We start from the raw sequence: 12,810 nt of genomic DNA, 5'->3' as shown, positions 1-12,810 counted from the left end.
TCGGCTTCTGGGCCCTAGACAGCTCATATCTACGTCGGGAGCGAATGTTCAGGCGACTCTATGACGATGCGGCTCTACGGAACCCCTCGCGCGTCCCGATTTTTAGCATGGATATAGAACCTTATCTCCCAGCAGTTAGCTGGGGAAGCGTGTTGTTCTCTGGTTCTATATCCTGATGATTTACTTACCAATCGCGGTCATCGACCTTGCCATTGCAGCCGTACTCGCCCACTAACCGCTTACCGTCACATCGCCCGGCAGCCAAGGCCGGACCCCCAACATGTGAGTTCCTCTAAAGAGCCGCGATAGCAACGCTGCCGCCCGTTACTTTGGTATGCACCACGGCAGAACGGAAAGTATTCTGCGCTGGGCCCGAAGACGGCAAAGGTCCATGGCAAGCCATGGCTAGTACGTTGCCCTGCCAGCATCTCGTCCTGATCTTGAAGCCGTCCATGCGGACCGCTGTGCGCGACCCCTCTGTGACGGCCAACAGGCATGGGAGGCTTACCAACGGTGTCGACTGCCCAGCGGAGAGGGAGAGCGAGTGTCGCAGCAGGCCAACCCTCGGGGAACCTTCTTGAAGATTGCCGACTCAGTGAAGAGGCAGATCGAAGACGACCCGACCATGACAGAGCTTCCGTCGCTGGCTGAACTCATGCGCGATTACAAGGTCTCGCGCGGGGTCGCCCTGCGTGCGTTCGGCGTACTGCGTCAGGAAGGCGTGGCCGAACCGGTGCGGGGCGAGCGGTGGCGAGTCGTACGCGCGGGGGCGCCGGTCGACCGGCGCCCGCTTGATCAGCGAATCGCAGAGGTCATCGCGACTGACGGACTCGAAGTAGGGGAAGCGTTCCCGAGCGCTTCCGTGCTGGCCGAACGATTCGGGGTGTCACGTCCGACCGTGGCCAAGGCGCTGGAGAAGCTGGAAGCCGCCGGCGTGCTGGCGGGTGGAGGACAGGGCAAGGTGCGGACGGTCCGCTCCGTGCCGGCGCGAGAGGGGCGTTCGTAGCTTGTCGACGTTGACGGAGTGGGCCTACCCCCTGGCTGAGTCGCTGCTCGCTGAGCCGCTGCCGCGACGCTGGAAACACTGCCTCGGGGTCGCTGAGCGGGCGCGTACCATCGCGCTCATCCTCGACCAGGATGCGGACCTCTTGGAGGCTGCGGCGGTCCTACATGACATCGGCTACGCGCCGGACCTCGCCAAGACAGGCTTTCACCCGCTGGACGGGGCGCGGTATCTCCGGGACGTGGCTGGCGCCGACGAGCGGGTCGTCAACCTGGTCGCCCACCACTCATGCTCGTGGCTTGAGGCGGACGCCCGCGGCTTGCGGGCTGAGCTTGACGGCGAGTTCCCCCGCGAGAGCGAGCACCTGAACGATGCGCTCTGCTACTGCGACATGAACACCACCCCGGACGGCACGCCCACCAACCCCGTGGACCGGATCAACGAAATCACCGGGCGCTACGGGCCGGACAGCCTGATCGGCAAGTTCATCCGGCGTGCCGAACCCGAGATCCTCGCGTGCACCTGCCGCGTCCTCGAACGGGTCGCCGCCGCCAAGCGTCAGCCGATGTAAGGCGCCGTGCGCGTCCGGTCCATGGCGTGCTCGATCCGGAGGCGCATCGTGGGGTGCACGTCCAGCGTCGCCAGGTCCGTCGGGGCAACCCAACGGACCTGAGTCGTCTCGCTGCTCGTACGCAGGTCGCCGCCGACCGGCCGGGCCCGGAAGCAAATGCTGAACTGCTGGCGGACTTCGCCATCGTCGTACTGCATGACGTGCCCGGGGTCTGTGTAGAGGCCGGAGACGTCGACCACTTCCGCCCTGATGCCGGTCTCTTCCCAGACCTCACGGACCACCGTGTCGCTGATGGACTCCCCCACGTCGTGACCACCGCCGGGCAGTGCCCACCTGCCGTTGTCAGAACGCTGGATCATCAACACCTGGCCCTCGTCGTTCTGGACGAAGGCAACGACGGACGGCACCACCGAGTTCGCCGGCGGTGCGTCCGGGTCGTGCAGGTAGTCGATACGTCCCATGGTCAGGCTCCCGTGATGGTCTTGACGTCCTGGTCAGTGACCGGACGTGCGTTCTCCCATGTGTGATCGATGCTATTCGCGTACGTGTCGAAGAGGCTTCCGCCGGGGAGTCGTCGCAGGTGCAGCACGGGCGCCATGTAGGCGCCGATGCCGTAGACGTGCGGATTGACGAGCATCTCGTCATCGGCCCGGTAGATCGAGTTGTACAGCGTCGAATCGTGCAGCCGGAAACCGACGTCCGGGTGACTCCGCATGAGTGGCCGGTACAGCACGAGGGCATTGCGGATCTTGCCGTCCATGATGTGGTGGCCCTCGTCAATGCCGCGTTGCCGGACAGCCGCACACTCCGGGTCCCCCAGCAGGATGCGCACTCGCGCCCCCGCTTCCACCTTCGCCCTCACGAGGTCATGGAAGAGCGGGTCTTCAGACAGGAAGAGACCCGAGTACACGAGGACGTCTAGGTTTCGCTCGGCACGTCCGTACAGCTCTCGCCAGAGGCCAGTAGGCACCGTGTGGCGATGCGGGTAGACCGTCGCTATCTCGGCTTTGGTGAGGTCGGCCGCACTGTCGACGGTCCGCCTGTCCTCCCACAGCGTGGTCACGTCGACCTGGAGGACCGCTGCCGTCGCGTACTGATGACGCAGGTACGGCACCTTGCCCTGGGTAATCCAGCGTTCGACCGTCTTGGGGCTCACCTCGATCGCCTCAGCGAGGCTCTGCACGGTCATGCCACGGGCGAGGAGAGCGGTTCGTAAGCGCTCGTTCGACATCTGCACCCCCGGTGGGACGTCTAGGGACTTCTTGACCGTAGTGAGAAGTCTCAGAGCTGTCCATGAGCGGGGTAACCAACTCCCCTGACCTGCCGCGATTCTGAAGGTACGCCAAGACGTCCCGACGTGAGACAGAAGAGATTGCGTCGCCGTACTTGACGGACCCCTATGTAGTACCTGTAAAACAGGTACTACATCGCACGGAGGAAAGCCCCCGCTCTCGCTGGGGGTGAGTACGAAGGAAGCGGCCGTTAGTTGAGAACTGAACAGTGATCGTGCGGGGCTGACGCGAGAGCGGCGGTCACGGCAGGCGCCCAGGGCGAGGGTCCGGGGGCAAACCGCCGTGGTGAACCGTGGCTCTCCCCCTACGCGCCTGGCAGGCGCCACCCGGTCCCGGGTGTGGGGAAGTACAGCGGGGCCCCAACGCACGTGGCGGCAAGAGTGAGACCGCCCCCGCGACGACCGGGTGATGTCGTCGGCGGCAATGCCAAGCCCACCGGCTCCGGAGACAACCCCTGAACTGGGGTTCCGCCCGGTGTGGGCCGCCCTGCTGGCGTCAGAGCAGTGACGATGACGCACCCGACTTCACCGGCTCGGGACCGGTGCCCCGTGGCAACGGAGCACCGGTGAAAGCCGTGTCCCTGCGAACGCGGGAGGTCGGTCGTGAACCGACGACATACCAAGGCGCCGCCGCTCGGACCGGCCGGCGGCGCCTGGACAGCAAGCACGGTCCGCCACGGCTCGCAGCACGTCACGCTGCGGCCGGCTGCCTCTCCCGCCCGTCCGTTCCGCGCATGACGTGAGGACGTACGGACGGGAGCGCGGGGAGCCGGAACCGACTCCAACGGCAAGCGACTCCCGGGGTGCCACCCGGGAGCCGCGTTCGGGCCGTTCCTCTCTGGAAGGAACCACGACCCATGAGCGACATCGTCACATACCAGGACGCCGCTACGGCGTTCGCCGACTTCATCGAGCCGACTCCTGCGGAGCTGGACGCGATCGAGCAGGAGATGCCCGTCATCCTGGCGGACGTCGACCTGCTGGACGCACACATCGTCACCCTTGACCGCACCCCGACCGAGTTGGACGAACGGCGTATCCGCCGGGCCCGGCGCCGGGCGCTCGCCGCCCGCGTCGCGCTGGTCAACCGCGCGGCCGGCACAAGCCTGCCCGGGGGTGCCGCGTGAGCACCGCAACGGAGAAGAACCTGACCGCCGCCCACGCTGAGGTGAAGGCGGAGATCGCGCGGACGGACGCGAAGACGGCGTTGCTTCTGGCATTCGTCGGCGCCATCCTCGCCGGCGCCTGGACGGTCGCCCGCGACCTGCCGCTAAACACGGCCACCTGCATCGTCGGGAGCGCCGGTATGGGGGTGCTGGTCGCCGCCGCCGGTCTGCTGCTGAAGTCAGTGCGGCCGAACCTGTCCGGTCGGCACGGATTCCCGCTGTGGGCCACGCTCACGGCGGAGGAGATCACGGCGGCGGTCGACCGGGACATGGCCGCCGACATTGCCGGGCTGTCCCGGCTAGCGGTCGCCAAGTTCACCAGCCTGCGCCGCGCGGTCGACCTGATCCGCGCCGGCGGCGCCCTGCTCATCCTCGCCGCGCTGATCACGGCGGGGGGTGCGCTGTGACGCTGGACGACCTCACGGTCCCGCTGGGGGCGTTGCGGCTGTTGGCCGTGGACTTCCCGGACCTGCCCGCGCCTTCCGTGGACGTGTCCCCGATCTACCCCGAGTGGCTGCGCCTGGCGTTCCACTCCACCTCGGGCGAGAGCCTGGCCGCGTTCGAGCAGTGGCGCACCGCCCTGCGGATCGGGCCGGACGCGGTCGACTGCGACGTGCAGAGCGACGGATTCACCCGCGTTTTGAGGGCCGAAGGGCAGTTCGCGGGTGCGGTCGTCGTGCTGATCGCGTACGCCGACGTGCCGGACTTCGACCGTGCCCCGGCGGGGCAGGCGGGGGGTGCCCGGTGAGGGCGAAGACGGTTCTGCCGGCGGTCGCGATGACGGCCGTGTCGATGGTGCTCACGCTCGCGGTGGTCATGATGTGGCTGGGTGCGGCGGTGCCGTGGCCGGTCGCCCTGGTCGTCGGTCTCGGCATCGACGGGGGATGGCTGGCCACCCTCGCCTACGAACGGCGCCTCGCCGCCCAGGGCGACCACAACCGCGCCGTAACGGCGGTCGGCTGGTCGTTCGGCGTCCTCGCCGCCGGCGTCCTGGTCGCCCACGCCCTGACCGCCGAACATTCCGCCGGGGCGTGGCTGGCCGTGGCGTGGCTGCCGATCGCGGCCAAGGCCCTGTGGCTCGTGCACAGCCTGTGGGAGCGCACCGCGCTCACCCCGCTCGCGCTGGACGCGATCCGGGGCATCCAGCAGGAAGCCCGCGACGAAGCCGCCGTGGCCCGTGCCCGGCTGCGGGCGGAAGCGGCCACCGAGGAGACCCGGCTGACGGCTGTGACGGAAGCCGGGGCACGCGTCGCACGCGTCCAGGCACAAACCGCACAGACCCTCGCGGGGGCGTGGTCGACGCTGGAGACCGCCCGCAAGGGCGAGGAGACCGGCAGGGCGCTGACCAGCGTGACGAGCACCGTCACGCCCGGCGTCACACCCCGCTGGGAACTTCCGGTGTGGGGGCCGACCGAGCAGGTTCCAGCGCTGGAGACGGCGGCGCCCGCGCTGTCGGATGACGCGCTGGACACGCTCGTTCACGACATCCGGTACAGCCAGACGCCGCCCTTGTCGTACCGCGACATGGCCGCCCGCTTCCGGGCCGCCGGGCACTCCGCCTCTGAGGTCCGTCTTCGGGCCGCGTGGAAGCGCGTTGCCTGATGGCCGCGCTGCCGGTCTACCGGTGGCGCCTGGCCCCGGACGGCTTGGCCACCCGCCGCCAACTCCGTGCCCGTGGCCTGCGGCCCGGCGGCCAGGACGTGGCCGCGCAGCTCGAACGACCGCGCCGCCGCCGGGCCCCGCTGGTCGCCTACCTCTATCGCGTCGACCTGGCCAAGCCGGTTCGGCCGATGACCCCGGCCCGGTGGGCGGCGCTCGCCAAGGCCAACGCCGCCCGCCGCACCTGCCCCGCCTGCCGGCGTGACGCCGGCTATGTCATCCCTGCCTCGCTCGGCATGTGCGTGACCTGTGCCTACCCCGAACAGCGCGCCGCCTGAGCTAGTTGGTTATCCGAACTGGTACGCCACGTACCAGTTCGGAAGTTCGACGCTCGCAGAACTGGTACGCACCGTATTACTTCGATGGTTATCGAAATACCAAAGTGGTACGGATCGTGTCTTCAGTTCAGCGTCGCAACGGGAAACCCTTGCAACTCACCCCAGGACGGGGCCCGGCCTTGCCCGCCAAGACAGCGGCCGGGCCCCTTCGCATCCCTTCTGAGGAAGGAACTCATCGAGTGAACCACGACGACGACAATGAACTGTTCAACCGGCTGGAAGCGGAGATGGCTGCCGACCACGGCGCCGACGTGGTCGACCTGGACAAGGCCCGCGCCGCCCGCGAACCGGCCCCCACCGGCCCCGCCCCGGTGTCCGAGCCGGCCGACCTGGACACGCCGGTCATGGTCGACCAGCCCGCCCCCGCGGCTACCGGTCCCGGCTACCTCGGTCGGCTCGCCGGCGCCCGCCGCCGTGCGGTCGTGCCGGTCTGGCTGAAGTCCGTGGCTGAGCTGCGCACCGCGTCCGCGTGGGTGGCCCGCCACTACGCCCATGCCGCCGGCTACCACGCGCTCCGGGCCCCGATCTACGCCGCCCGCCTCGCCCTTCAGGCACCGGCCGGCGCCGCGAAGTTCGTCGGGGGCACGATGCGTTGGGTGGCCGACCGCGAGGGCGAACCGGTCCGCCTCGCCGCCGTGCGGCGTGAGGACGCTGCCGAGTACCTGAAGCTGTCGCGGCAGCGGGATGGACGAGTCCGGCTGCGGACCCTGGTCGCCGTGCTGGGAATGTTCGTCGGCCTCGGTCTGGCGCTCGCGCTGTATGTGCTGGCTCCCGACTGGCTGCAAGCCGTGTCCGTGGGCGCGGTCGTCCTCGCGCTGGGGGCCGCCGGCCGTAAGGCGGACGCCCCGGTCGTGCACCGCGCGGTGGAACTGCCCAAGGCGACCAAGCTGACCAGTGACATCGTCCTGCGGGCACTGGGGGCGCTGGGGATTCCCGCGATCAATCAGGCGCAGGGCAAGGGACGGGACGGGTTCGAGTTCACCGCCCCGATCACCCGCGACGGGCCCGGCTGGCGCGCGGAAGGCAACCTGCCCTACGGCGTCACGGTCACGGACATCATCGAGCGTCGCGAGCGGCTCGCCTCCGGTCTGCGCCGCCCGCTCGGGTGTGTGTGGCCCGAGGCGGTGCCGGATGAGCACACCGGGCACCTGGTGCTGTGGGTCGGGGATCAGGACATGTCCCGGGCGTCTCAGCCGGCGTGGCCGCTGCTGAAGTCCGGCAGCGTGGATCTGTTCAAGCCGGTCGCCTACGGCACCGACCAGCGAGGCCGGTGGACCGAGGTGACGCTCATGTACATCGCGGGCGTCATCGGCGCGATCCCGCGCATGGGCAAGACGTTCCTGCTGCGTCTGCTGCTGCTGATCGCGGCTCTCGATCCGCGTGCTGAGCTGCACACCTACGACATGAAGGGCACCGGCGACCTTGACCCGGTCGGCAACGCGGTCGGCTACCGGCACGCCGCCGGCGACGACGACGAACCCGTGCAGTACGCCCTGCACGACTTCCGGGCCCTGCGCGAGGAACTGCGCCGCCGCACGAAGGTGATCCGCTCCCTGCCCCGGGACATCTGCCCCGAGTCCAAGGTGACCAGCGCGCTCGCGGACAAGCGGTCGTTGGGGCTGCATCCGATCGTGGTCGGGGTGGATGAGTGCCAGGTCCTCTTCGAGCACCCCGAGCACGGCAAGGAGTTCGAGGAGATCATCACCGACCTGGTCAAGCGCGGTCCCGCCACCGGCATCGTGGTGTTGCTGGCCACGCAGCGCCCCGACGCCAAGTCGCTGCCCACCGGCATCAGCGCGAACGCCTCCGCGCGGTGGTGCCTGAAGGTGATGGGCCAGCTGGAGAACGACATGGTGCTGGGCACCTCCGCCTACAAGCGCGGGGTGAGGGCGACCATGTTCGCCTGGGGAGACAAGGGCATCCACTATTTCGTGGGGGAAGGCTCCGACGCCCGTATCGTCCGCTCCGTCTACGTCGACGCTGGCGGCGCTGAAGCCATCGCAGCCCGCGCCCGCCGCGTGCGGGAGAAGGCTGGACTGCTCGCCGGGCACGCCCTCGGGGAAGCACCGGAGCCGACCACGGCGGCCTACGACCTGCTGGCGGACATCCTCGCGGTGGTCCCAGCCAAGGAGGCCAAGGCGTGGTCGGAAACCATCGTGGCCCGGCTCGCGGACCTGCGCCCCGAGGTCTACGACGGATGGGACCCCGACGCGCTCGCCGCCGCCCTGAAGCCGCAGGGCGTGTCCACCATCCAGGTCGGGCGCCGGGTCAACGGCAAGGTCGTCAACCGGCGCGGCGTCGACCGCTCCCACATCACCACCGCGATTGCGGAGCGTGACGGAAAACGGGACGCGGGCTGACGCTCCGGGGCCGCTAACGATAGCGGCACCCCCCGCTAACGTTAGCGGCCCCGCTAGCGCCCAAAACCGCCTCTGATCAGGCCACTAGCGGATAGCGGCCCACCTGCGCAAACCCCAAAAACCTGCCTGGGAGGGCCCCGCGTGACCCCCGCCCTGCTCGCTATCGCCTGCCTACTCGCCATCACCCTCGGTTACGCCGGGATGTGCGCGGTGTCGCCGTTCGGTGACTGCCGCCGCTGCCGTGGCATGGGCCACGCGCTCAAGACGGACCGCAAGGGACGCATGAAGCGCGGCAAGGACTGCCGCCGCTGCCACGCCACCGGCAAGCGCATCCGTACCGGCCGCTGGCTCTACAACCGCTGGGCGCGCATCTACCGCGCCGGCACCAACACCCCGGAAGGGTCCCGATGATCCTCGACATCTCCGCCGTGCTGCTGTTCGGCGCCGCCTCCGTCTTCGCGGTCAAGACCAAGTCCGCCGGCGGCGGCGCCGCGCTCGTGCTGTTCCTGTTCGGGTTCTTCGCCGCCGGCACCGGCGCCTACGAGCCCATCCACAACCTCGTGCAGGCATCCGCCGACGCCCTGTCCGTCCTCGGCAACTGAAGGAGACCCGGCCGTGAACGAACCCACCACCCACCGGACCGCGCCCCTCGTGGTCCACCAGCCCACCCCGATCAGCCCCGCGACCGTGCACCCGGCGCCGGTCATTCCCGTCCAGCCGGGCACGATCCCGGCCGTGGCGAGCGTCGTCCTGCCGGACGGCCGTGTCGTCACGGGCTACGCCGTGGCACCGGCTCAGCCGGAACCGGTCTCCGCCAAGTCGGCCGTGTCCCGCACGGCGGTGAACGTCGCCCTCGGGGGCGTGGGATTCCTCGCCGTGTGCGGCGGGCTGCTGCTGCTCACCTCGTTCATCGCCGCCCTGACCGCGTTCATCGGCCAGCTCATCATCCTCGCTGCCGTGATCTTCGGCGGCTGGATCGCCGTGCAGGTCTTCAGCGCGAGCGGCCACCACGGCGGGACCACGGTCAACATCCGCAAAGCCGTGATCAAGCGCAACCACTTCCACAGCTAGCTACGCCAAGGGCGGCCCCCCAATCCGCCAAGAACGCGGGGCCGCCCTTGTCCACCTGCCAACCACTTGACCTGTGGAGGTCTCCCAGCATGACGCAACCCACCCTGATCCGGCGAGTGCGCGGCCACCGGCCGACGCTGCTGGATCTGTACTGCTGCCAGGGCGGCGCGGCCAAGGGCTACGCCGACGCCGGGTTCGACGTGACCGGCGTCGACAAGGACCCGCAGCCGCGCTACCCGTACCGGTTCGTCCAGGCGGACGCGATCGCTTTCGTCCGCGAGCACGGTGCCGCGTTCGACTTCATCCACGCCTCCCCGCCGTGCCAGCACGACACCGACTGTCAGCGCATCCAAGGCAACGCACACCCCGACCTGATCGCGCCCACCCGCGCCGCGCTGGAGATGACCGGGCGGCCGTGGGTGATGGAAAACGTGGGCGGCGCGGTGCCCAAGCTGCGCGCTCCGGTGATGCTGTGCGGGCAGATGTTCGCCCTGGCCAACTACCGCCACCGGTTCTTCGAGACCGGCGGCGGCTTCACCCTCGCCCAGCCGGACCACCCCGTCCACCTCGTGCCGCAGGCCAAGATGGGGCGTCCCGTCCCGCCGGGCCACTACGGCCAGTTCGTCGGCAACTTCTCCGGCGTCGCCCTGGCCCGTGAAGTGCTGGGGGTGCCGTGGATGAACCGCGACGGCATCCGCGAGTGCATCCCCCCGACCTATGCCGAATACATCGGCCGTGCCGCCCTGGCCACCCTCGCCCCCGCCCTGGGGGTGGCGGCATGAGCGAGACGCTCCACCCCCTGCACACCGCGCTGAGCCTGGCGGCATCCGGCGTGCCGGTGCTGCCCCTGCGCCGTGGGAAGGTGCCATTCGGCAACTGCCCCGCGTGCACTGGCAACGCGTGCGGCGGCCGGCCGAACATGAAAACCCCGGGCCCGTGCCGCTGCCCTGACCTCTGCCACGCGTGGGCCGCCGCCACCACCGCCCCTGCGGTCATCGTCTCGCCCCCGTGGGCGGCGGCGTGGCGGCAGGCGGTTTGCGTCGGCTACCACCCCGGCGGCGCGGGGCTGACCGTGGTCGACCTGGACAACGCGGAAGCCATCGCATGGGCCCGCGGTTCCCTCCCCGCCACGCGCACGGTGGCGACGACGCGCGGTGAGCACTGGATCTACCAGGGCGTCATGCCGTCGTCCAACGCCGTGCGGCCCGGTGTCGACATCAAGTCGTCCATGTCCTACGCCCGCTACCTCGGGCCCGGCACCGGCACCATGACCTACCTGCCCGACGCCGTGCGCGCCCTCGCGGTGAAGAAGCCGCCCACGGTCCGGTCGGTGCCGCACACCGCCGTGCCTGCGGGGCCCGGCGGCGGGGAGTGCCCGCACCGCACGCCCGCCTACCTGGAACGCGGCATCGCTATGGCCGTGCAGCGCATCACCACCGCCCGCAGCGCGATCCACGCCACGGTCTACGGGGCGTTCCTCGCGGTGCTGTCCCGGCACGGCTGGTGCGGCTGCCTCACCGACACCCACGTCACCCGACTGTTCACCGCCGCGCAGACCAAGGGCGAGTCCCTGCGGCACTGCACGGACGCGTGGAACAACGCCCGCACCACGTTGGGAATGTGACGATGTCCGACGACGACAAGAATCCCGCACGCCAGGTCATCACCGACTACGCCCAATCCCACTTCCGGTACTTCCGCACCGCTGACGGCACCGTGTACGCGCAGAAGAACGGCCACCCCGTGGCCCGCCCGATCCGCTCCCAGGGCACCACCGGAAGCCACCGGCAGGAACTCATGGTCGGTCTCTTCCGCGACGGGGTGGGCGTGTTCAACGGCACGGCCATGAAGGAAGCACTGGACTTGATCGAAGCGTTGGCGCTGACCGAGGACGTGCAACCCGTGCACATCCGCGTCGCTCCCGGGTTCGACGGGGCAACGTGGCTTGACCTCGGGCGCAGCGACGGGCAGTCGGTGCGTATCCACCCCACCGGCTGGGACATCCGTACCCCGGACCCGCGTGAGGTGTGCTGGCGCCGTACTCAGCTCACGGGGGAGTTGCCCCTGCCAGTCCGGGACACCAACGGCAAGGGCATCGATCTGTTGATGCGGCTGTGCAACTTCGCCAACGCCGAGACGGAGTGCCTGGCCATTGCGTGGTTGATCGGCTGCCTGGGTCCGTCCGTGCCCGTCCCGGCGCCGTTCCTCACCGGGCCCCAGGGGGCGGGCAAGTCGACGGGCGGGCGGATGCTCGTACGGATCATCGAGGGTATGAGCGGCGACCTGCGCCGCGCGCCGAAGGATGAGGAAAACCTGATCGCGGCGGTGGCCGCCGGATGGGTCACCGCCCTGGACAACCTCTCCCACATGACCCCGGACCTGTCCGACGCGATGTGCTGCATCGTCACCGGCGCGGAGAACGTCAAGCGCGCCCTGTTCACCGACGGGGACGTCTTCCGCGTCGGCTACCGCCGGCCCCTGCTGCTGACCGGCATCGACGTGGGCGTGATCCGGCCCGACCTCGCAGAACGGCTCCTTCCGCTGCGGCTCGAACGCCCCCGCGTCCGGCGCACCGAGGCGGAACTGTGGTCCGACTTCGCAGAGGTGCTGCCCGTCATCCTCGGATCGCTCCTGGACCTCACCGTGCAGGTGCGGGCGGCAGAGGCGGACATCCCGACCGACCTGCGCATGGCCGACTTCGCGCACCTGTGCGCGCAGCTCGACGCCGCAACCGGTCTCGGGGCACTTGCCGCCTACCGGGCCAGCCTGGACGACCTCAACGACGACGTCATTGAGGGCGACCTGTTGGCGCAGACCGTGCTGAAGCACGCTGCCGGCATCGCGCCGGGAGCGGAAGAGCGGATGACGTCTGCCGAGTGGCTGTACGCCCTCACGGGCCTCTACAGCGGCGAGGAGTGCCGCCCCCTTCCAAAAGGCTGGCCGACTACCGGCAAGGTGCTCTCAGACCGTCTCAAGCGCCTTCAGCCCACCCTCGCCGCCCGAGGGGTCCTCATTGACTGGGGACGCACTAAGACGTCCCGGTACATCGAGATCGCGCGCCCCGCCGCACCACCGCCGCCCGAGCAGGAAGCCGCCTTCTGACCGCCCGGTACCCGGCCGGCCGGAACAAGCAAGAGGAGCACCCGGCCCCGCGTGCTCCTCTTGCTGTTCGGCGGCGGCGCCGCCCTGCGAGGTCGCGCCGCGCAGCGGCTCCTTCTTCATGCTCTGAGCCGCGCACCACAACAGACACCACCCCCTCTTTGTCCCAAGTAGGAAGACGCTGCGTCACCTGCGTCACCCACACCCTGCAAACGGCGTGTGACCTGCCGGAACAGCGGTGACGCAGACGGC

The 12,810-nt window shown here is 69.6% G+C and carries 16 protein-coding genes; 14 read left to right on the top strand and 2 right to left on the bottom strand.

All coding sequences use genetic code 11. The features are described from left to right. Positions 1-544 precede the first annotated feature (544 nt). Positions 545-1,006: a GntR family transcriptional regulator gene (locus tag QQS16_RS24630; protein ID WP_286064040.1), complete on the top strand. Its 462-nt coding sequence runs from the start codon at positions 545-547 to the stop codon at positions 1,004-1,006. Position 1,007: 1 nt separating this feature from the next. After that, on the top strand, positions 1,008-1,574 hold the full coding sequence (locus QQS16_RS24625) for an HD domain-containing protein (RefSeq protein ID WP_286064039.1): 567 nt from the start codon (positions 1,008-1,010) through the stop codon (positions 1,572-1,574). Here QQS16_RS24625 and QQS16_RS24620 read toward each other — a convergent pair. Both QQS16_RS24620 and QQS16_RS24615 read right to left on the bottom strand, forming a co-directional pair. After that, positions 1,562-2,035 (bottom strand): NUDIX domain-containing protein, encoded by a 474-nt coding sequence (locus tag QQS16_RS24620; protein ID WP_286064038.1) that lies wholly within the window; start codon positions 2,033-2,035, stop codon positions 1,562-1,564. The genes QQS16_RS24625 and QQS16_RS24620 overlap by 13 nt on opposite strands. 2 nt (positions 2,036-2,037) lie before the next feature. Beyond that, positions 2,038-2,763 (bottom strand): XRE family transcriptional regulator, encoded by a 726-nt coding sequence (locus QQS16_RS24615; protein ID WP_286064037.1) that lies wholly within the window; start codon positions 2,761-2,763, stop codon positions 2,038-2,040. 959 nt (positions 2,764-3,722) lie between these two features. Between QQS16_RS24615 and QQS16_RS24610 the strand changes: the two genes are divergently transcribed. From QQS16_RS24610 to QQS16_RS24555, 12 genes are all read left to right on the top strand, one after another. Further along, on the top strand, positions 3,723-3,992 hold the full coding sequence (locus tag QQS16_RS24610) for a DUF6284 family protein (RefSeq protein WP_286064036.1): 270 nt from the start codon (positions 3,723-3,725) through the stop codon (positions 3,990-3,992). Next, positions 3,989-4,438, top strand: coding sequence for a Pycsar system effector family protein (locus QQS16_RS24605; RefSeq protein WP_286064035.1), 450 nt, complete (start codon positions 3,989-3,991; stop codon positions 4,436-4,438). The genes QQS16_RS24610 and QQS16_RS24605 overlap by 4 nt, the downstream gene beginning before the upstream one ends. Then, positions 4,435-4,779: a hypothetical protein gene (locus QQS16_RS24600; protein ID WP_286064034.1), complete on the top strand. Its 345-nt coding sequence runs from the start codon at positions 4,435-4,437 to the stop codon at positions 4,777-4,779. The genes QQS16_RS24605 and QQS16_RS24600 overlap by 4 nt, the downstream gene beginning before the upstream one ends. Beyond that, positions 4,776-5,633 carry a protein spdB gene (locus QQS16_RS24595; RefSeq protein WP_286064033.1) on the top strand — a complete coding sequence of 286 codons (858 nt, stop codon included), beginning with the start codon at positions 4,776-4,778 and terminating at the stop codon, positions 5,631-5,633. The genes QQS16_RS24600 and QQS16_RS24595 overlap by 4 nt, the downstream gene beginning before the upstream one ends. Further along, positions 5,633-5,968 carry an RRQRL motif-containing zinc-binding protein gene (locus QQS16_RS24590; RefSeq protein ID WP_286064032.1) on the top strand — a complete coding sequence of 112 codons (336 nt, stop codon included), beginning with the start codon at positions 5,633-5,635 and terminating at the stop codon, positions 5,966-5,968. The genes QQS16_RS24595 and QQS16_RS24590 overlap by 1 nt, the downstream gene beginning before the upstream one ends. A gap of 239 nt (positions 5,969-6,207) precedes the next feature. Continuing rightward, entirely contained in the window at positions 6,208-8,388 is a 2,181-nt protein-coding gene (locus QQS16_RS24585; protein WP_286064031.1) for a serine/threonine-protein kinase, read from the top strand. 141 nt (positions 8,389-8,529) lie between these two features. Further along, on the top strand, positions 8,530-8,799 hold the full coding sequence (locus QQS16_RS24580) for a hypothetical protein (protein ID WP_286064030.1): 270 nt from the start codon (positions 8,530-8,532) through the stop codon (positions 8,797-8,799). Then, positions 8,796-8,990, top strand: a complete 195-nt coding sequence (locus QQS16_RS24575) for a hypothetical protein (protein ID WP_286064029.1) — start codon at positions 8,796-8,798, stop codon at positions 8,988-8,990. Before QQS16_RS24580 ends, QQS16_RS24575 begins: the two co-directional genes overlap by 4 nt. A gap of 13 nt (positions 8,991-9,003) precedes the next feature. Beyond that, entirely contained in the window at positions 9,004-9,459 is a 456-nt protein-coding gene (locus tag QQS16_RS24570; protein WP_286064028.1) for a hypothetical protein, read from the top strand. 89 nt (positions 9,460-9,548) lie between these two features. Continuing rightward, complete coding sequence (locus tag QQS16_RS24565; protein WP_286064027.1) at positions 9,549-10,241, top strand: class I SAM-dependent methyltransferase; 693 nt, start codon at positions 9,549-9,551, stop codon at positions 10,239-10,241. Beyond that, a complete protein-coding gene (locus QQS16_RS24560; RefSeq protein WP_286064026.1) occupies positions 10,238-11,083 on the top strand; it encodes a bifunctional DNA primase/polymerase in 846 nt (281 codons plus the stop codon). The genes QQS16_RS24565 and QQS16_RS24560 overlap by 4 nt, the downstream gene beginning before the upstream one ends. A 2-nt stretch (positions 11,084-11,085) precedes the next feature. Beyond that, positions 11,086-12,561, top strand: coding sequence for an AICE element replication initiation protein (locus QQS16_RS24555; RefSeq protein ID WP_286066440.1), 1,476 nt, complete (start codon positions 11,086-11,088; stop codon positions 12,559-12,561). Positions 12,562-12,810 lie beyond the last annotated feature (249 nt).

The organism is Streptomyces sp. ALI-76-A, assembly GCF_030287445.1.
GTDB lineage: Bacteria > Actinomycetota > Actinomycetes > Streptomycetales > Streptomycetaceae > Streptomyces.
The sequence above is the reverse complement of the archived record's forward strand: the minus strand, read 5'-3'. Positions and strand labels throughout refer to the sequence as shown.

Bases quoted from the DNA above. Each gene is read 5' to 3' on its own strand.
- QQS16_RS24620 (WP_286064038.1), bottom strand. From the start codon at position 2,035: ATGGGACGTATCGACTACCTGCACGACCCGGACGCACCGCCGGCGAAC.
- QQS16_RS24615 (WP_286064037.1), bottom strand. From the start codon at position 2,763: ATGACCGTGCAGAGCCTCGCTGAGGCGATCGAGGTGAGCCCCAAGACG.
- QQS16_RS24610 (WP_286064036.1), top strand. From the start codon at position 3,723: ATGAGCGACATCGTCACATACCAGGACGCCGCTACGGCGTTCGCCGAC.
- QQS16_RS24590 (WP_286064032.1), top strand. From the start codon at position 5,633: ATGGCCGCGCTGCCGGTCTACCGGTGGCGCCTGGCCCCGGACGGCTTG.
- QQS16_RS24575 (WP_286064029.1), top strand. From the start codon at position 8,796: ATGATCCTCGACATCTCCGCCGTGCTGCTGTTCGGCGCCGCCTCCGTC.
- QQS16_RS24565 (WP_286064027.1), top strand. From the start codon at position 9,549: ATGACGCAACCCACCCTGATCCGGCGAGTGCGCGGCCACCGGCCGACG.
- QQS16_RS24560 (WP_286064026.1), top strand. From the start codon at position 10,238: ATGAGCGAGACGCTCCACCCCCTGCACACCGCGCTGAGCCTGGCGGCA.
- QQS16_RS24555 (WP_286066440.1), top strand. From the start codon at position 11,086: ATGTCCGACGACGACAAGAATCCCGCACGCCAGGTCATCACCGACTAC.